The sequence below is a fragment of the Paenibacillus sophorae genome (assembly GCF_018966525.1).
GTDB lineage: Bacteria > Bacillota > Bacilli > Paenibacillales > Paenibacillaceae > Paenibacillus_AQ > Paenibacillus_AQ sophorae.
In genome coordinates, this window is record NZ_CP076607.1 from 1,717,835 (window position 1) to 1,736,557 (window position 18,723).

Consider the following 18,723-nt stretch of genomic DNA (forward strand, 5'->3'; position numbering starts at 1 on the left):
GCGGTGAGTATTCATTCGGAAGCCGGCATCGCCCAGCAGATGTATACGCGTGAACGGCGCGGCGTTTACCGCTCCACTGAGGGCTTTGACACGGTGGCGAAGTCGGAGAGTCTGGACAATAATTTTGTCAAAAAAATACTGCACCCCTTCTGTCTGTACGACGCTCCGGCGGTGCTGGCCGCAAAAGGCGAGAAGGACGAGTCGCAGTATCCGCCCGCGCTGCATCTGTTCCATCTCGAGAGCGGGGAAACGGTGCTTGGGCAAAGTGTCTTCCAGCCTGCGGATTTCACGGGGCTGCGCAGTGCTTTTTTCACCCACAACTATGTTCTTCCCGCCTCGCGCGCCGAAGAAATCGTACGGGATTACGGCGGTTACCTGCATGCGGATTTTGCGAAAGGATTCAGTGGAGAACCGGGGGAAGCCCTGCCGGTGCTGAGCGGCATCCCGGTACCTCGCCGAAACCGCCCAAGGCCGGCTGACGTCCTGAAATCGCTGGGCATTGGCGAAGGAATGTTCAAAAGCTTGCTCCAGGCGGTCATGCAATCGGTGTCCGGCAAAAAGAAGATCTACGTATCGCTGAGCGCGCCCGTAAAAGAGCTGTCCTCGCGTGCCGCCGATCTGACGGAAGTGCTGCTGAGCTGTCTTCCCTTTGAATTCCGGCGCAGGCTCGGCGTCATCACATACGCGAAAGAGCCGCAAAGCCGCAAATACATCCACCTGACGTTCGTGGAGACAGGTTCGCTGCGCCCCGGAGACCGGGCGACGGAGAAGGATTTTATCTTCGATTTCGCCGCCGGACGGACGCTGAACGCCGATTTTGCCTCCACTCCGCAGCCATTCCTTGAGCTGGCCTGGGAGCTGCTGCGCGAACCCAAGGCCGCAGATGATTTTGCCGTGTTTGCGGATATCATGCTGGGAGGAAACAGCGCGGAGCGAAAGCTGTCGCTAGGGGCTTATAACGAACTGGCTGTTTTTTACCGGATTGAGCAGGGAAATGAAGCTTTATACACGGAGAACAAAAGCGCGGTGCTTAGCGGTCTGCTAGGCTATCTGGATGGAGAAGGGGCGCTGGAATCGAAAATCCGGCTGAATGATCTGTTCCTGGAGCGCTTTGACCGCGAGTTCGATGCCGTTCGGCAGAAAAACATTCCGGAGAAGGCAGTGCTGGAGAGCTTCCGGGATTACTTTTCACTGAAGGGACATAACTACCGGACGCGCATTGTGGATTATTTCATCAACGGGATGCTGAACGCGCAGAATGCGGGCCGCGATGATGCGCTGTCGGCGGCTTACAGCGTGATTGAAAGCAGCGGGGAACTGGCGGCAGCCTTTTTCAGCAAGCTGCTGACCACGCCGGTCTTTGCCCGGCTGCTGTTTCAGCCTTATGTGGAATCGAGGCTTGCATCCGCCGCGAGAGCCGCGGACCTGCTGGAATTTGTCGTGCATTGGGACAGGTTCATGCCGGAAGCGCTGAGGCAGCCTGCCGTCGTTGACGGCCTCAGGGACTATCTGCCCGAGAAGCTGGAGCGGGAACGCGATCCTGTGGCGGCCGTGGCGGCGATCCACGATTACATTGAACTAGCGGAGAAAGACCGCCGCAAGAGAGCCGGAATCAGCCCCGAAGCGCTGGCGCTTCAGAAGGAGCTGGCCGCAGCGGCGGACCGGTATTTGCTGGACCGCCTTTCGCTTGCCGACATTACCGAGGAGCAGCTGCTGGAGCTGTCATTCGTCCGGTTTTCGCTCGATATGGGCGAGTGGGACCCGCCGCTTGACCTGCAGAGCAGACGTAAGGCGAATGTGCTGCGGGCGGCGTACCGTTGGTTCGGCGAAGAGAATCCGGACGAGCATATCTTTGACGGATTGTCCCCGCAGGAGATGGACGATGTGCAGCTGCTCGGACGGCGCTGGCTGAAGGAGGGCCGGGGGGCAGAGCCATTCGCCCGCCTGCCGCTTGCCTTCTACCACAGCCGTTCCCGCGAGGGAGGGCCGCTGGAGTACGACGCGCTGCTGGAGCATGTCCGCCGCAAAGCGGATGGCGATAAAGAGGCGGTGTACCGCTTTTTGGCCTGGTCGCAGGATAGTCCGCTATTTTCCATTTCCTCCAAGAAGCTTCATCCGGGCTATCGGCGGGCTATTCTGAAGTATTTTGCGGGCCATGACCGTGAAGCTTTCAAGAACCGCGATTTTCGTAAAAATTATATGGCCGCAGCCAGACCGGCTCTTCAAAGCGTCTACGGCGAAGCCCGGTCGCAGTTGGCCCCGCCGCTGGCGCGGTGGGTGCGCCGCAGCCCGTCTCGGCTGATGATCTTCGGCGCGGCCGTCATCGTTCTGGTAATTGCCGGAGTTCTGGCCGCCAGCTTACTGAAAGGCAGCGGAGACGAGGCCGCTCCGGCAGCCTCGCCGCAGCCTTCGCCTTCGCAGGGGACGGGGAACGTGAGTTATCCTGAAGCTGCCGCTTATCTTGAGTCTGGCGACGGTAAGGGCGGAAGCTCGCTGATGTTCGCCTTCGCCTCTGCTGACGCCTGCCGAGAGTTTAACCCTGCCGAGATTAAAGTGGATTCCGGAACAGGAGAAGCTGTCATATATAAAGTTGGCGGTCTGGACCATAGCTGTGGGGCTCCGGGATCCCCAGCTCCTTCGGGCACCGCGGACGCGGGGGATTCCGGCGCTGCAGGCGTTACGGGAACGGCGGTGGATGGAAACGGTGGAACGGGCGGGAATGGAACGGATGGAAATCCGGCGGACTTAGAGACCCATCCGGAAGGAACGGCATCCGGCGGAGCGTCTTCGCCGGCTTCGGCTGCTCCAACGGATTCTATGGAAGATGCGGCCGGAGCAGCCGGTTCGCCTTCACCGTCAGGAGAGCCGCTTGCCGCTTCTAGCGCGCCGGTATCCCCGGTCCCGGCCGATAATGGCCCCGCACCGTCAGGACCAGCACCTTACCAGGTGAAGGTAACGCTGGTTTCTTCTCCGGAGCTGTCTGCCGGAAGCATGATCGAGGCCGAAGACTACACGCTGGTCCTGATGGATGATCCGCGTCCGGCATCATCTCCGGCGGCTCCCATAAGCGCGAGCCCGGCGGCGGAATAACGATGAGCTTCCCGTTTATTTTTACGCTTGAATGGCTGGCAATGTATGGACAACCCCTCCGATAACCGATATGATAAAGATTGTCGAAAATTTAATATATTCTTAAAAAGGTGCGGGTCTTGAAAGCCCGCTTAAAAGGGAAGCCGGTTGGAGTCCGGCGCGGTCCCGCCACTGTATATGCGGAGCGATCCTCTGAAATCTGCCACTGTTCTCGTAGAACGGGAAGGCGAGAGGGAGCGGTGAGGCATGAGCCAGGAGACCTGCCTTTTCTAGTCAAGGCCCGGGTGTCCTTCGGGGGGTGAGGACACGCGGACATTTGCGCGCGGCTGATGCTAAGGATGATTGAAGGCATCGGTTCCGGCCCGATTTACTGAAAGACCGTCCCTCTTTGGGGCGGTCTTTTTTTGAAATATAAGACTTTATAAGCTTCACGCCTATCGTTTGGTCTTATATTTTTACGAGAAACGTACCTGCGTCTTGAAAAGACGCCGTCAGGCGTTTCTTCTTACTTGGGAGACTCCCACAAATTCAAGAGAAAGAGGTTGAGTAATGAAGAGCAGGATTTCTTCCAAAATGTTTGCGCTGGGAATGTCCTTATTGATGATTTTCTCATTGCTGGGCGTGCCGTTTGCTCCGGCTGGACGGGCTCTTGCCGAGACGGCGGCTGCCGGTTACCAGGAAGAGGGCGTAACGGATGCCTTGAACGCTGCGGACGCGGCTTCATCATCACAGTCGGTCAGCGTAACGGATGCCGTTTATTCTGCGGCGGAGTATATTCTGAAGCAGGGCGTCGCCTCGGAATGGCAGGCGATCGGCTTGGCCCAGGCCGGGTATAAAGTGCCGGATTCTTACGGGGCCGAGCTTCAGAATAGAGTAAAGAACGCAGGGGGGAATTTCTCCTCGGTAACGGATTACGCCCGAATCGCTCTGGCAGTTAAAGCAATCGGCCAGGACCCGGCGAATTTCGCCGGCAGCAACCTGATTGCGGCCATTTATAACAACGAAGGAATGTCCGGGCAAAGCCTGAACAATCCCATCTACGGCCTAATCGCACTGGATTCCGGCAGCTATATGGTGCCTTCCGATGCAAAATGGACCAGAGATAAACTGGTTCAAGAGATTCTTTCCGCACAAAATGTTGATGGAGGATTCCCTCTTAATGCAGGAGGACCAAGCGGGCCTGATACCACGGCAATGGCTTTGGCCGCCCTGTCTCCATACAAGAGTGAGTCCGCTGCTGCCACTGCGGGGGAAAGAGCCGTACAGTGGCTGTCCGCTCAGCAGAATACGACCCACGGAGGCTATGGAGACAGCAGTGAAAGCGTATCGCAGGCCATTATCGGGCTGACATCATATGGTGTTGATCCGGCCGGTTCCGGCTTCACCAAGAACGGCGGCAATCTGATCAGCCGCTTGATGAGCTTTAGGGCGGCGGACGGAAGCTTCGCCCATATGCTGGGTGAAGGAAGCAACGCTCTGGCAACGGAGCAGGCGCTGCAGGCGTTGGTCGCCTACAACCTATTCAGCAGCGGCGGCGACAGCAACCTGTATGATTTTATCGATCATCCGCCGGCTGTGCATCCGCTTGTCCATGTGAGTGTAGCCATCGAAGGGCCGACGGCGTCCTTGGGCGAGGGCAGTGTGTACGGCGGCAGCGCTTTGGATGCGTTGAACAAGCTGGCGGAAGCCAAGGGAATTGCGGTTGTCAGCAAAACAAGCCAATACGGCACCTATATTAGCGAGATAGCCGGTATCCGAGAGAAGAAGTATGGAGGCTATGACGGCTGGAACTACATCGTTCAGCGCGGTACTCAGTGGGTCAGCGGTTACAGCGCCATTAACGACTTTGCGCTTCAGGACGGGGATCGGCTCTATATTTACTACGGAGATTACAGCGTCACTCAACTGGTGGATTCCGTAACATTTTTGCCGCTTCAGCCTAAGGAAGGCAAGCCTCTTGAAGTAACGGTTAATAAAAAGACATGGGACTGGGACGGAAATCCCGTAGTCGCGGCGGCTTCCGGGGTTACCGTTTCCATCGGCGGCAAAACGGCTGTTACGAACGATCAGGGCACAGCGTCTTTTGGAACCGATCTGACGCCTGGAACCCAGACACTCCAAATTACCGGCTACCAGGACAACGCCGCGCCGACTGTCGTGCGCTACACCGGGTCTGTTACGGTTTTGCCGAAGGAAGTGCCAGTGTCTTTATCGGTAGAAGGGCCGCAGGGAACGCTCGCAGAAGGCCCGGTAGGCGCGTCCAATGCGCTTGAGGCGCTGCAAAGGCTGGCTGATGCCAATCATATTGCGCTGGATATTACGCAATCGTCATTCGGCAGCTTTATCAGCGGCATAGGCGGAATCAGCGGCGACATGAACAACTGGTGGTCGTTTGTCGTTCAGCGCGGCGGCCAGTGGATCTATCCGAGCGTCGGCATCAGCGACTTTGAGCTCAGGGCTACGGATAAGGTGCTGGTCTATTACGGAGGATACTCGACCCAGGTTGTCCAATATTTGGAACTTTCGCCTTCGCAGCCTCAGCCGGGGCAGGCTTTTACGGTAAGAGTCACTCAAGTTCAATGGGTGTGGAATAACGCAACCTTCAGTTCTGATCCTGTTACTTCACCGGCTGTCGGCGCGAAGGTAAGTGTTGGCGGACAGACGGCGGCAACGAATGACCAGGGCATCGCTTCCTTCAGCGGCCTATCGGCCGGTAGCTATACAATCGAAGTGACTGGTTATCAGGCAGGCGGTGCGCCAAGCTTGGTGCGGTATACGCAGCAGCTGGCCATTTCCGCGCCGCAGGCGGTTTCCGAGGCAACTATTTCCGTTGTTGGCGATACTGTAAAAGGAACGATTCTTCCAAGAACTTCCGTTACTCTGGGTACGGGGGATACTCCTTATAGTCTGCTTCTCCGGATGCTTGGCAGCGGCAAAGTAGGGGCACGGACAAGTTCGGGGGGCGTATACGTCTATTCGATTGACGGTCTGGCCGAATTTGACCGGGGCGCCGAGAGTGGATGGAAGTATTTTGTCAATGGAAGCGAACCGTCAGTCAGCGCCGATAATTATGTGCTTCAGGACGGAAACGAGGTGCTGTGGAAGTATGTTACGTCTTCATCGGAAACTGCGGCTGCCGGCGCTTCAAGCACAGCGGGTACCGGACCTTCCGGTGTGGCGATAACTTCCGCCAATACGCTGCCGCTGAGTCAGGTTGGCGCAACAACAGCTGTCAGCGGCACTCCGATGACGGCGGAGAAATCCGCCGAACTGGCCAAGACGCTGGCGGCAAACAGCGTATCCTTGGCGCAGCTGGCCACCTCGGCGGGCACTGCCTTGAAGGATGCGGCGGGAGAGGTGCAGCTGCAAATTCCAGCGGGCGCGGTGGAAGGCGCCGCTGTTACCATCGGCGTGCAGGAGCAGCCTTCGTCCCGGCCGGAACTGGTATCCGGCTTGTATGAATTCACACCAAATGGAACGAAATTTGCCAAACCTACGGATTTGTCCATCCAAATTCCTGTAGGGACGCGCAATCCGCAAAATCTGGCGCTGGCCTGGCTCGATGAAAACACCAATCAATGGATTCCGGTACCAGCCGTGCTGGATCTGTCGACGGGAACGATTACCGGCAAAGTGAGTCATTTTACCAAATACGCCGTAGTTGACCGCAGCAAATGGGAGCCTGCCGGAAGTGGAGTAGCAGCCGATATTTCGGCAGCGGCGAAATGGATCTTGTCGGCGGGCGAGCTTAGCGACTGGCAGGCCTTCGGCTTGGCCCGTTCCGGCAATGCGCTCCCGGCAGGCTATCTGGCCGGTGTGCTGAAACAAATATCGGAGAGCAAGGGCGAATTCCGCAAGGTGACCGATTACGAGCGGCTGGCGCTCTCGGTGGCTGCCGCCGGAGGAGATCCGAGAAGCGCGGCGGGATATGACCTGGTCGCCAAGATTTATAATAACGGGAACCTCACGAACCAGGGCAGCAACGGACCGATCTTTGCGCTTCTTGCGCTGGACAGCGGAAACTATTCCATTCCGGCGAATGCGGCGTGGACCAAAGCCAAGCTCGTTCAGTGGATATTGGATATACAGAACACGGACGGAGGCTTCCCGCTGACTAAGGGCGGCGAGAACAACGTGGACCTTACCGCGATGGCGGTTGCCGCGCTGTCTGGGCACAAGGAAGAAGCCGGTGTACAGGCAGCTCTCGATAAAGCGGTAGCCTGGCTCTCGGCGCAGCAGCTCGAAGACGGCGGCTACAAGCTGTCGGGAGAAGAGAACAGCGAAAGCGTGTCACAGGTTATCATCGCCCTTTCCGCAGCAGGAATAGGACCGGGTGATGCCCGGTTTGCCAAAACGAAGGGAAGCCTGCTTAGCAATCTGGCGACCTTCAAGCGCAGCGACGGCGGCTATGCGCATACGGCGGCTGGCGGCAGCAGCGGACTTGCGACCGAGCAGGCGCTGCTTGCTCTGACGGCGTATGATCTTTACTTGAACGGTAAAGGCAAGCTGTACAGCGTATCTGTAGCCACGGCGACAGCAAATGCAGTATTCGCCGACGAGAATCAAATCTCGGCATGGGCGCTGACTTCGGTCCATGAAGCCTATGACAAGAAATGGATGGAGGGCGTAGGCGGCGCGAATCCTGCGTTTGCGCCGAAATCGGCGATTACCCGGGCGCAGTTTGCAGCCCTGCTCGTCAGATTAACCGGCAATACACCTGCTGCTTCCCCGGCGGTTTCCGGCTTTGACGACGTAAAATCCAATTCATGGTATTATGGATATGTGATGAAAGCAAAAGAGCTTGGGGTAATCGGCGGAGTAACGGCTGCTTCGTTCAAGCCGAACCAGTCGATCAGCCGCCAGGATATGGCGGTGATGATTGCACGGGTTTACAAGCTGTCTCCTTCTTCCAATTCATCCTTCAAGGACGGTGCCGCAATCGGCAATTACGCTCTTGACGCGGTGAACGCGGTAACGGAGAAGGGATACATGACCGGCTTTGGGGGCTCTTTTGATCCAAACGGCGTCGTAACGCGGGAAATGGCGGCCGTTGTGGCCGTCCGCCTGCCTTAGTCTGCCGGAGCTGCTGATGGAGCGGCTGGAGGCTGCGATTGTCTGCGGGGGCAGTGCCTCGCGTTCGATCGGCAACCTTAGAAAAGGGCCCGATCTCAGGTAAACCGATGATACAAGCAGGAAAATGTCCCCTTTATTTTTGCTAAAAGGATGTTTACGGTTAATCGAACTGGAAATACTCCGGTTAATCGGCCGGTTTTCCTTTGTTTCGGGCTAATCCCCCGGGTTTAGATGGAGATTTTCCCGTTTGATCTTCCCGGTGGCCCTTTTACTGATGGATAAGCAGGAGAAATTCCGCTCTGCCCATTCCGAATGGAATCATACAAGCATTAATACAATGAACGGGGGCGCTCTGCTGCTCTCGTTCTTTCCCTTTAGACGGAGGTGTTCCAAGTATGAAGTCAATCCGAACAGCGGGCGCTCGCTCCATAGCGCCCCTTCTGCTGGCAGCCGCGCTGCTGCTGTCCGGCTGCGCGCCGGCCCGTGACGAGGCGGCGGCAACGAGCCCGCCGCCAAGCCCCGCCGGCCAGGTCGCCGGCGGCACCGCAGCCCCGGCTTCGGCTCTGCCCGAAGCCGGGACGGGCACTCCCGGCGCAAGTCCCGCGCCGGGCAGTGCAGCAGCGGCTGCATCCGCCGCTGCGCCAGCCTCGGCCGGGCCTTCCGCCGAAGCGGCCCGGCCACAGTCTCCCGGCGCTTCGCAGCCGCCGGGAGACCGCGCCGCCGCCGTGCCATCGGCGGCGGCGCAGACCGCCGGGGCCGCTTCGCCCGGCCCGGCGGCCAAGAGCGCGCAGCCGCCCGCCACAGCGGCTGCTCCGCAAGCTTCGGCTGCGCCGAAGCCGCCTGCGGCCGTGAAACCGGCCGCCCCGGCGCAGCTCAAGGCGACGGCGGCCAGCCCATCGCCGTCATCATCCGGCGGCAGCCAGCCCGCCGCCGAGCAAGCCGCCGCCGTCACCATGTCCATTGTCGGCGACGACGAGCTTGGAACCATTCTGCCGCCGACCTCAGTAGCGGTAGAGGAGGGCGACAGCGCGCTGGATGTGCTAAAGCGGGTAACCCGCCAGCACAAAATCCAGATGGAATACCGCGGCGCAAGCGCCGCCGGTTACGTGGAAGGTATCAACAATCTGTACGAGATGGACCGGGGCGCCGAGAGCGGCTGGATGTACCGCGTAAACGGCAAGTTCCCGAGCGAGAGTTCCGGGGCTTATAGGCTGAAGCCGGGGGATACGGTCGAATGGCTGTACACGCTCGATATGGGCAAGGATCTGGGAGCCTCAAAATGAGCGGCTTCCGGTCCATGCATCCGGCGGTGGCCGTCGTATATTACACCGGTCTGCTGCTGTTCACGCTGCTGCTGTTTCATCCGGTGTTCCTGGTGACCGAAATCGCGGCCCTTCTCGGTCTGCTGCTTCTTCAGGGACAGGGACGAAGGATAGTGGGCAGCTTGGCTTTTTGCCTGATTGTCGCTGTTCCCGCCGCCCTGCTGAACCCGCTGTTCTCGCACAGAGGAGCCGTTATCCTGTTTTATTTCATGGATCAGCCGATTACGCTGGAAGCCGTGCTGTACGGGCTGATGATGATGGTTGTGCTGATAGCGGTGTTTGTTATCTTTCTTTCATACAACTATACGGTAACGCCGGATAAATTCATGTACCTGTTCGCGTCCGCCGCTCCCAAAACCGCCCTGCTTACGCTCATGACGCTCCGCTTCGTTCCGCTGTTTCAGCGGCGGCTGCGCCGGATTGCGCTGATTCAGGGAGCGCGCGGCGTTTCGGTCCGCGAGGGCAGTCTGCGTTCCCGCATGTCGGACGGGATGACGCTGCTGAAGACGCTGCTCACCTGGTCGCTGGAGGAAGCGCTGCAGACCGCCGACTCCATGAAAGCGCGCGGGTACGGTATCCGCCGCCGGTCCTCCTATGCGGTGCATAGACTTGACCGGAGGGATATTCGGGTCCTGGCGGGGCTGGGAGCCGGAGCGCTGGGTACCTTATGGGGCTGGTCTCAAGGATATGGCCTGCTGTTGCTCTATCCCCGGATGAAGCCTCCGGTATTTAGCTGGCAGGAAGCGGCGATGTACGCCGCCTTCTGTCTGTTCACGGCTCTCCCCCTCTGGGTGGAAGGAAAGGAGAAATGGTTATGGAGATCGTCCGCGCGCGCGAACTGTCCTTCCGCTACCCAGGGGAAGAAAGGGCTTCACTGGACGGGCTATCCTTTGCAATAGAAGAGGGCGAGTTCGTCGTTCTCTGCGGCCCCTCTGGCAGCGGCAAAACGACGCTGCTGCGGCATTTGAAGCGGGAGCTGACTCCGGTGGGAGACGGCAGCGGCGCGATTTTTTACCGAGGCCGGGAACTGTCTCTGCTGCCGCCGGAGACCGCAGCTGGGGAAATCGGCATGGTCTTTCAGAATCCGGAGGCGCAGATCGTGATGGAGACGGTATGGCAGGAGCTTGCCTTTTCCATGGAAAATCTGGGTCTCTCCCCGTCGGTCATGCGCGGCAGGCTGGCGGAAATCGCCGGGCTGTTCGGTCTGGAGCCGCTGCTGTACAAGCCGGTGCACGAGCTGTCTGGCGGGCAGAAGCAGCTCGTCAATCTGGCGTCCGTCCTGCTGCTGCATCCCCGGCTGCTGCTGCTGGACGAGCCGACCTCCCAGCTTGACCCCGTGGCGGCGCGCGAGTTCATATATCTGCTTCGCCGCCTGAACGAGGAGCTGTCGATGACGGTTATTTTAAGCGAGCACCGTCTGGAAGAAGCGCTGCCGCTTGCGGACCGTGTGCTGCTGATGGAGAACGGCAGGCTTGCGGCGGACGGCAGCCCTCGCGAAATTGTGCGAGCAGTAGGGAGCGGGCTCGGTGAAGGGCATCACGCCTATCTGCCGGCCGCTTCGCGCCTGTTTCTGGCGCTGTCTTCCGGGCCTGCCGATGTACAGCCGGATACTATTCCGCTGACCGTGCGGGAAGGCAAAAGCTGGCTGGAGTTAGCGAGCGAGGAAGGGCTACCGGCGCTGCCGGTCTCTGCAGCTGGGTCCGCCTTGAGCACTGGTCGCCTGGAAATGAATGCGGCCGATCCAACCCGGGCGGTCGTGGCCCGACCGGGCGGGAGCGGTATAGGCAACATGCTTGAGGATACGGGGGCCTGGGAGAACAGCAGCGCCGGAACTTCATCTTCCCGGAGCGGTTCCGGCGCTTTCGCGCGGAGGGAGCAGTCATCCCGCGACGGAGAGGCCCTGCTCGAATGCAGGGAGGTAACATTCCGTTACGAGAAAGACGGGCCGGAAATATTGAAGAAGCTGGATTTCTCGCTGCATCGGGGAGAGCTAACCGCTATCCTTGGAGGAAACGGCGCGGGCAAGTCCACACTGCTGCAGCTGATGGCCGGGCTGCTTAAGCCGCAGCGGGGCCGGGTGGCGCTCCCGGAAGGCGTCACCGCCGGCTACCTGGCGCAAAATCCACTGTTGTATTTCAGCCATGACACAGTGTCGGAAGAACTGCGGCATATGGCGAAGTACGCCGGACTGTCCGCTTCGGAGGGCGAGCGGGAGATTGCCTCGCTGGTGGCTGCCTTCGGACTTGGAGCTGTGCTTGACAGCCATCCGCATGACATCAGCGGCGGCGAGCAGCAGAAGGCGGCGCTGGCCATGGTGCTGCTGCTGCGTCCGGATATTCTCCTGCTGGATGAGCCAACCAAAGGACTTGATCCTGCCGCCAAGGAGCATTTGGCGGAACTGCTGAGAGCGCTGGCCGAGTCCGGAAAAAGCGTAACGTTCGTTACGCATGACGTCGAATTTGCAGCGCGGTACGCTTCCCGCTGCGCCATGCTGTTTGACGGAAGCATAGCGGCGGAAGGGACGCCGGAGGCTTTTTTCGGCGCGAATTATTTCTATACGACAGCCGTTAACCGGATGGTCCGCGACCGGCTGCCGCAAGCATTAACCATTGAGGATGTGATGTCACAGTGGCACGAATTCGTTTCCCGGTCCTGATTGCGCTTGGCCTGTTTATAGGCGCGCTCGCGCTGTCCTCCGCGCTCAAGGACCGTCACTATCTGCTGCTGAGCCTGGTGCTGCTCTGCGCTGCTCTGCTTCCACTGTTTCTAAGGCTGGAACACCGCAAGCTGGAGCCTCGCGAGCTGGTTCTGCTTGCTGTTCTTGCCGCGGTTGCCGCCGTCAGCCGTATTCCGTTCGCGGCCCTGCCCAGCGTTAAGCCGGTATCGGCCATCGTTATTTTGTCGGCGTATGTATTCGGGGCGGAAGCGGGCTTTCTGATCGGGGCGGTCGCCGCCCTTGTCTCGAATCTTTATTTCGGTCAGGGGCCGTGGACGCCGTGGCAGATGTTCGCCTGGGGGATGGTCGGGCTTACCGCCGGCTGGCTGCGGAACACGCGCTGGATGAGAACAAGACCGGGGCTGCTGCTGTTCGGCTTTATATGGGGATTTTTATTCGGGTGGATCATGAATATTTGGCACCTGATCGGCCTGCCCGACGCTTTCAGCCTGGGACTAGTAGTGACCGTATACGCCGCCAGCTTCTATTTCGATTTGGCGCATGCGTTGTCCAACGTCGTCTTTTTATCCATTTTGGCGGGAGGCTGGATCAAGGTGCTTGAACGTTTTCGCAAAAAATACGGGCTGCTGCGTTAAAAACGGCAGATGTGCCCATAACAAGCCGGCGGATTAGTGATCCGCGCGGCTTTTTGTTGTTATTTGTCGATTTTCATTTCAAATTATTTATTTTACATAGAGGTTTGCCGATAAAGAAAGGTATATGTAAAAAGTCACCCGGAGAGTGAGGATTGCAATGAAAAATTTGAAGTTAAAGTATAAAATGGGACTTATAATGCTTATCGTCCTGTTTGCGCTGATCAGTGTGGGAGTAGTAGGGATCGTTACCGGCCAGCAGTTGGCGGACCGCTCCAAAGTGATGTATGAGCAGAACCTGCTGCCTGTTCTGTGGTCCGCCCAAATCCGAATCAATAACGGTATGATCGAATCCGATATGCTGGAGCTTATGATGACGGAAGACGTGGTAAGCAATACGAAGCTCGCTGAGGATATCGAAGCGATGAAGGCGAGTAACGATGCCCTGTCGAAGAAGCTGCTTAACGTTTCTTTTGGTTCGGCCGAAGCCTTAAATAGACTGAAAGAATACGAATCACTGCTTCCCGAATACCGGAGCCAAAGAGAGCGGATTATTACTCTGGCCAAGGCTAACCGCAATGCGGAGGCTTATGCCCTTTTTTCCGGGAATTTCAGTACTCTGCGCGACAAGATGGTAAATCTGCTCGGTAATGCTGGCAGTTTTCTTCAACAGGATGCCGAGAAGGAGTACGCGGAAGCAACGGCAAAAGCCCAGAGTACACGGAACCTGAATATTTTCCTGATTATTGCCTTTACCCTTCTCGTCCAGTTGGCCACCTTCTTAATCGTCCGCATGATTACCAAGCCTTTGGCCGAACTGCGGGAGACAATGGAGAAAGCGGAGCAGGGAGACTTGACGGTTGCGGCAGCGTATAGCTCCAAGGATGAAATCGGTCAAATCAGCGGCTCATTTAACGGCATGATGAAGAGCCTCCGCCGTATGATGCAGAGCGTGTCGGAGAGTGCGGAGACTTTGTCGGCTTCTTCCGAGCAGATGACCGCCAGCGCCGAGCAGACCTCGCTGGCTTCCAATCTGATTGCTTCCACCGCTTCGGAGCTGGCGACAGGGTTTGAAACGCAGGTGTACAGCATAGCCGAGACGAACGCTTCCATTCAGGCGATGTCGCAGGATATCTTGTCGGTGGAGAGCGGGAGCGAGCAGATGTCGGTTCTGATGGCGAAGGCGGCCGACTCTGCCGATCACGGAGGGGAAAAGGTCAACCGTATTGCGGAGCAAATGACGCAGATCAACGCAAACGTGACCGAAACGCAGCAGATTATCGCATCTTTGGCCAAACTGTCCGAGGAAATCAGCGACATTATTACGACGATTAATGGAATTGCGGGGCAGACGAACCTGCTGTCTCTTAATGCTTCCATTGAAGCCGCCAGGGCAGGCGAGGTCGGACGAGGGTTTGCCGTGGTAGCGGGAGAGATCCGTAAGCTGTCCGAGGAGACGGCCAAGAGCTCGCTTCATATTACCGGTATTATTACCCAAATTCAGCAGCAGACCGGAGAAGCCGTAGAATCGATGGCTCAAGGGGCGCGGCTTGCGACAGAGGGTGTGGCCGGCAGCGGTGAAATTTCCGAGGCATTCTCCGAAATCGTAGTTTCCATCCAGGATGCCATCCGGCAGACCGAAAGTATTAATAAAGTTGTAGGACATGTTTCCGAAGAATGCGGAGATTTGGTCGCCGTTATGGAAATGGTGAACGAAATTTCGCAAAAGGGCGGGGCGGGCGTCGAGGATGTCAGCGCGTCAAGCCAAGAGCAGATGTCGGCAATGGAGGAGATGTCGAGCTCAGCCCGTTATCTGGCTTCGCTTGCGGAGGAATTGCAGAAGAATCTTGCCGAGTTCAAGCTGTAAGTCCACCGTTTGCGGGGTTAAATGAAAGAGGCGGCGATCAGGTCCTGTACGGGCCCGGTCGCCGCCTCTTTATACTATTCAAAAAGCGCCCCAGCCGCAGCAGCGGCCAAGACGCTTTGAGAGAAAATAAAAATTAACTGTACCAGCCCCACACGAAGATGAAGAGCGTACCGAAGATGGTGACAAGACCGACGAACAGCGCATAGGCGATGTTGATGTACAGCTCTTTTTTCGTATCGGCCGATTCCCCGATGTGCATGAACAGGAACAGCTGCAGGGAAGCCTGAATCAGAGCGGTAATGACCAGAATGGCTACATTTGCGGCATGGGAGAAGTCACCGTAAATGACAGCCAGCGCTGCGGCGGAAAGGACCAAGGAGGCTATATAGCCTATTACATGGCGAACGGGAAACAACTGCTTCATCATGTCACATCAGTCCTTTCAGGTAGACGAAGCTGAAGATGAAAATCCAGACAACGTCCAGGAAGTGCCAGTACAGCGAGAAGATGAATGATTTATTGGCCGTGGCCGGGTTGATGCCTTCCCGCATGAGCTGGATCATAATCGCCGCGCCCCACAGGAAACCGAAGGTAACGTGGGCGCCGTGGGTGCCGAGCAGTACGAACAGACTGGACAGGAACGCGCTGGTTTGAAGCGTTGCGCCTTCATGCACATAGGTTACAAACTCGGAAATTTCGATGCCAAGGAAGCCAAGTCCCATCAGCAGCGTGATGCCGAAGAAGACGAGCATGGCTCTCTTGTATTGATGGCGCATGGCGTGAACGGCCAGGCCGATCGTAAAGGAACTGGTGAGCAGCAGGAACGTCTCAATCAGCACCGGGCCGATCTCGAACAGCTCGCTTCCGCTGGGACCGTCCGCAAAACGGTTCACCAGAACGAAGAACACGGTAAACAGTGTGGCGAACAGCGCAATTTCCGCTCCCAGGAAGACCCAGAAGCCGAAGATGCGGTTGCTGTTCTCGTGCGTGCCATACTCAAGCGGTTTGGAGGTATCTACTTTCATACCGTTCCACCCCCCAGTTTCTTTTCTGTCTTGATGACTTTATCAGCCGGAATATAGAAGCCGTGGTCGCGGTCGAAGGACATCGCCGCCAGGACAACCAGAACGCCAATGCCGGCAACAATCGCCGGAATCCACATGCTGAATACCAGGAAGAACCCAAGGAAGAAGAAGACGACGCCAAGGACAAACGGTTTGCCCGTATTGCTCGGCATATGAATCTTCGTAATTTGGTCTTCGAACAGCGGCTGCTTATCGTGCTTCATGGCCCACAGCGGATCGCGCGATTTGACATTCGGCACAACCGCGAAGTTGTATTCCGGGATCGGACTTTGGGTTGCCCATTCCAGCGTGCGGGCATCCCATGGATCGCCGGTCTTGTCGCGCGGCATATAGCGTGTGCTCCAGTAAATGTTATACACAAGAATGACGAAGCCGATCGCCAGTCCGAGCGCACCGGCGAACGAGATCATGTTAAGCGGACCGAAGCCTGTTTCCGCGGAATACGTGTACATCCGGCGGGTCATGCCTTTGAGGCCGAGAATGAACAGTGGAAAGAAAGCTACGTTAAAGGAAATAATAATCCACCAGAAAGCATGCTTGCCCAGACGTTCATTCAGGCGGAAGCCGAACACTTTGGGGAACCAGTAGTGGAAGCCCGCGATAACAGCGAATACGGCGCCAGGAATAAGAACGTAGTGGAAATGCGCGACCAGGAACATCGTATTATGGTACATATAGTCGGCGCTGGCCATGGCCAGCATAACGCCGGTAACGCCGCCGATTGTGAAGATCGGAATGAAGGCCAAAGAGTACAGCATTGGCGTTGTGAAGCTGATCCGGCCTTTTCGCAGGGTGAACAGCCAGTTGAATATCTTGACCCCGGTCGGCACGGCAATCGCCATCGTCGTAATCGAGAAGAAACCGTTGACCATTACGCCTTGACCCATCGTATAGAAGTGATGCGCCCAGACGATAAAGGACAGCAGGGAGATAATCAGCATACTGGCGACCATTGAGGTGTAGCCGTACAGATTTTTCTTAGAGAAGGTCGCGATAATTTCACTGTAAATACCGAAGGCCGGCAAAATGACGATATATACCTCCGGATGGCCCCATACCCAGAACAGGTTGGCCCAGAGCATATCCATGCCTCCGTTAGCCATCGTAAAGAACTGGGAGCCGAACAGACGGTCGAACATCATCAGCGCCAGCGCCACGGTCAGCACCGGAAACGCGAAGACGATGATTACGTTCGTAATCAGTACGGACCAGGTGAACATCGGCATGCGCATCAGCTTCATGCCCGGCGCGCGCATCTTCAGAATGGTCACGATAAAGTTAACGCCTGTCATCAGCGTGCCGATACCGGAAATCTGCAGCGCCAGCGAGTAGTAGTTATTGCCGACGGTCGGGCTGAACTCCAGACTCGCCAGTGGGAAGTAGGCAGACCAGCCGGCATCCGGCGACCCGCCGATGACGAACGAAATATTCAGCAGCATGGCTCCGAAGAAGAAGAGCCAGAAGCTGACCGCGTTAAGACGCGGGAAGGCCACGTCGCGCGCGCCGATTTGCAGCGGCACGACGACATTCATAAGACCGATAATAAACGGCATGGCCATGAACAGAATCATTATTAGACCGTGGGTCGTAAAGACCTCATTGTAATGCTGCGCGTCGAGAAATTTCATATCCGGCGCGGCGGTTTGCAGACGCATCATCAGAGCGTCGATGCCTCCGCGGAAGAGCATGAGCAGGGCGGCCAGAATGTACATAACGCCGATCCGTTTGTGATCCACGGTGGTCAGCCATTCCCGCCACAGCCAGCCCCATTTTTTAAAAACGGTTAAACCCACGACAATCCCGATCGATGCCAGGGCAATGCTGATCATCGCCCCGTAGATCAGGGGTTCGCCGTGAACCTTGAATTTTTCCAAATCAAAATTCATTGGGAGGACTCCTTTCAGGTTGTTCAAGTAAGTCTGGAATTAGTTGCTCTGGTGCGAATGTTCATCATTACTCATTTCCATACTGCTGTGATCCATATTGCTATGATCCATATCCATATGCTCGCTGTGTTCTCCCGGAGGAGGGCTGAAGGTCAGATGTGTAGACGAGAACGTTTCGCGTCCTACATGGGCCGTAGCCAGCAGCGATTTGAACTTGTCTTCAGTAAGCTGAGAAGCGCTACTCTTGACGTCTTTTACCCATTTGTCATAGTCGTCGCTGCTCATCGATGTTGCCGTGAACTCCATTTGAGCATAGCCTTTGCCGCTGAAGTTCGTATTTCTTCCGAGAAAATCGCCCTGAGTCTCCGCAACGAGATTCAGATAAGTGGTCATATCGCTCATCGCGTACTTTTGTCCGGCGAGCTGTGGAATCCAGAAGCTGGAGATCGGTCCGAAAGAGTACAATCTGAACTCAACCGGACGATTCACGGGGAAGTTCACGTAGTTTACCGTTTCAATGCCTTCCTCCGGATAGCTGAAATGCCATTTCCAGTTGGAGGATGATGCGTAAATGACCAGCGGCTTCTGATCCTTGTAGTCTGCTGGAACATTCTCCACCGCGTTCGTAGTCTTTACAGTTACTACCGACAGGAAGGCGACAATGATGATCGGAATAGCGATCCAGGTTGCTTCCAGCCATTTATTTCCTTCTTCATGCGGAGGAATATACCCTTCGTTGCTTTTTTTTGCGCGGTACTTCACCAACATGATAATGTAGAGAATGTAGACCACGGCCAGGACGCCGAGCATCACCAGAATGGACAGGATGATCGTGTCGGACAGCGTTTTAGCCGCCGGACCCTGCGGATTCAGAACGGTAAGCGAACCGCATCCGGGCAGCAGCAGGAAAAGGCTGAAAAATATTGCGTATAACGGCCCTTTTTTGTTCATGATGAACTCCTTTCCTTTAATACTGATTTCATTAACCGGAATACATTAACCTCTATCTATATTAAAAATTCCTTAAAGGGAATGCAAAATACACAATATAGATCTATATCCATATAAATCCTATATAATGGCGATTTATT

General features: G+C 56.7%; 12 protein-coding genes and 1 riboswitch. Of the genes, 7 read left to right on the forward strand and 5 right to left on the reverse strand.

Going from position 1 to position 18,723, the window contains the following annotated elements; genetic code table 11:
* Window positions 1–3: 3 nt before the first annotated feature.
* Both KP014_RS08050 and KP014_RS08055 read left to right on the forward strand, forming a co-directional pair.
* On the forward strand, window positions 4–3,090 hold the full coding sequence (locus KP014_RS08050; RefSeq protein ID WP_090834503.1) for a GAP1-N2 domain-containing protein: 3,087 nt from the start codon (window positions 4–6) through the stop codon (window positions 3,088–3,090).
* Between the two features lie 91 nt (window positions 3,091–3,181).
* Window positions 3,182–3,372, forward strand: a riboswitch (cobalamin riboswitch).
* Window positions 3,373–3,639: 267 nt separating this feature from the next.
* Complete coding sequence (locus tag KP014_RS08055) at window positions 3,640–8,163, forward strand: S-layer homology domain-containing protein (protein WP_090834504.1); 4,524 nt, start codon at window positions 3,640–3,642, stop codon at window positions 8,161–8,163.
* A gap of 268 nt (window positions 8,164–8,431) precedes the next feature.
* Here the strand turns inward: KP014_RS08055 and KP014_RS08060 are convergent, their stop codons facing one another.
* Window positions 8,432–9,124: a hypothetical protein gene (locus KP014_RS08060; RefSeq protein ID WP_216700476.1), complete on the reverse strand. Its 693-nt coding sequence runs from the start codon at window positions 9,122–9,124 to the stop codon at window positions 8,432–8,434.
* Between KP014_RS08060 and KP014_RS08065 the strand changes: the two genes are divergently transcribed.
* The 5 genes from KP014_RS08065 (at window position 9,117) to KP014_RS08085 (ending at window position 14,661) form a co-directional block, all read left to right on the forward strand.
* Window positions 9,117–9,446, forward strand: a complete 330-nt coding sequence (locus KP014_RS08065; RefSeq protein ID WP_175491918.1) for a DUF4430 domain-containing protein — start codon at window positions 9,117–9,119, stop codon at window positions 9,444–9,446. The genes KP014_RS08060 and KP014_RS08065 overlap by 8 nt on opposite strands.
* A complete protein-coding gene (locus tag KP014_RS08070; RefSeq protein ID WP_051499253.1) occupies window positions 9,443–10,384 on the forward strand; it encodes an energy-coupling factor transporter transmembrane component T in 942 nt (313 codons plus the stop codon). The genes KP014_RS08065 and KP014_RS08070 overlap by 4 nt, the downstream gene beginning before the upstream one ends.
* Entirely contained in the window at window positions 10,300–12,141 is a 1,842-nt protein-coding gene (locus KP014_RS08075; protein WP_175491919.1) for an ABC transporter ATP-binding protein, read from the forward strand. Before KP014_RS08070 ends, KP014_RS08075 begins: the two co-directional genes overlap by 85 nt.
* Entirely contained in the window at window positions 12,114–12,797 is a 684-nt protein-coding gene (locus KP014_RS08080; RefSeq protein WP_036604979.1) for an ECF transporter S component, read from the forward strand. Before KP014_RS08075 ends, KP014_RS08080 begins: the two co-directional genes overlap by 28 nt.
* A gap of 157 nt (window positions 12,798–12,954) precedes the next feature.
* Window positions 12,955–14,661 (forward strand): methyl-accepting chemotaxis protein, encoded by a 1,707-nt coding sequence (locus tag KP014_RS08085; protein WP_036604980.1) that lies wholly within the window; start codon window positions 12,955–12,957, stop codon window positions 14,659–14,661.
* 133 nt (window positions 14,662–14,794) lie between these two features.
* On the opposite strand, the gene qoxD is transcribed toward KP014_RS08085, so the two are convergent.
* From qoxD to qoxA, 4 genes are read right to left on the reverse strand one after another with little or no spacing between them, the layout of a single operon-like run.
* Entirely contained in the window at window positions 14,795–15,088 is a 294-nt protein-coding gene (qoxD, locus tag KP014_RS08090) for a cytochrome aa3 quinol oxidase subunit IV (RefSeq protein ID WP_175491920.1), read from the reverse strand.
* A 1-nt stretch (window position 15,089) separates the two neighbouring features.
* The gene (qoxC, locus tag KP014_RS08095) at window positions 15,090–15,686 is read right to left on the reverse strand and encodes a cytochrome aa3 quinol oxidase subunit III (RefSeq protein WP_036604981.1); all 597 of its coding nucleotides are present in this window, start codon (window positions 15,684–15,686) and stop codon (window positions 15,090–15,092) included.
* The gene (qoxB, locus tag KP014_RS08100) at window positions 15,683–17,632 is read right to left on the reverse strand and encodes a cytochrome aa3 quinol oxidase subunit I (protein WP_036604982.1); all 1,950 of its coding nucleotides are present in this window, start codon (window positions 17,630–17,632) and stop codon (window positions 15,683–15,685) included. The genes qoxC and qoxB overlap by 4 nt, the downstream gene beginning before the upstream one ends.
* Before the next feature lie 39 nt (window positions 17,633–17,671).
* Complete coding sequence (gene qoxA, locus KP014_RS08105; protein WP_036604984.1) at window positions 17,672–18,583, reverse strand: cytochrome aa3 quinol oxidase subunit II; 912 nt, start codon at window positions 18,581–18,583, stop codon at window positions 17,672–17,674.
* Between the last annotated feature and the right edge of the window lie 140 nt (window positions 18,584–18,723).

Excerpts from the sequence above, each read along its gene's own strand:
- KP014_RS08055 (WP_090834504.1), top strand. The coding sequence starts at position 3,640 with ATGAAGAGCAGGATTTCTTCCAAAATGTTTGCGCTGGGAATGTCCTTA.
- KP014_RS08065 (WP_175491918.1), top strand. The coding sequence starts at position 9,117 with ATGTCCATTGTCGGCGACGACGAGCTTGGAACCATTCTGCCGCCGACC.
- KP014_RS08060 (WP_216700476.1), bottom strand. The coding sequence starts at position 9,124 with ATGGACATGGTGACGGCGGCGGCTTGCTCGGCGGCGGGCTGGCTGCCG.
- KP014_RS08070 (WP_051499253.1), top strand. The coding sequence starts at position 9,443 with ATGAGCGGCTTCCGGTCCATGCATCCGGCGGTGGCCGTCGTATATTAC.
- KP014_RS08075 (WP_175491919.1), top strand. The coding sequence starts at position 10,300 with ATGGAGATCGTCCGCGCGCGCGAACTGTCCTTCCGCTACCCAGGGGAA.
- KP014_RS08085 (WP_036604980.1), top strand. The coding sequence starts at position 12,955 with ATGAAAAATTTGAAGTTAAAGTATAAAATGGGACTTATAATGCTTATC.
- qoxD (WP_175491920.1), bottom strand. The coding sequence starts at position 15,088 with ATGATGAAGCAGTTGTTTCCCGTTCGCCATGTAATAGGCTATATAGCC.
- qoxC (WP_036604981.1), bottom strand. The coding sequence starts at position 15,686 with ATGAAAGTAGATACCTCCAAACCGCTTGAGTATGGCACGCACGAGAAC.
- qoxB (WP_036604982.1), bottom strand. The coding sequence starts at position 17,632 with ATGAATTTTGATTTGGAAAAATTCAAGGTTCACGGCGAACCCCTGATC.
- qoxA (WP_036604984.1), bottom strand. The coding sequence starts at position 18,583 with ATGAACAAAAAAGGGCCGTTATACGCAATATTTTTCAGCCTTTTCCTG.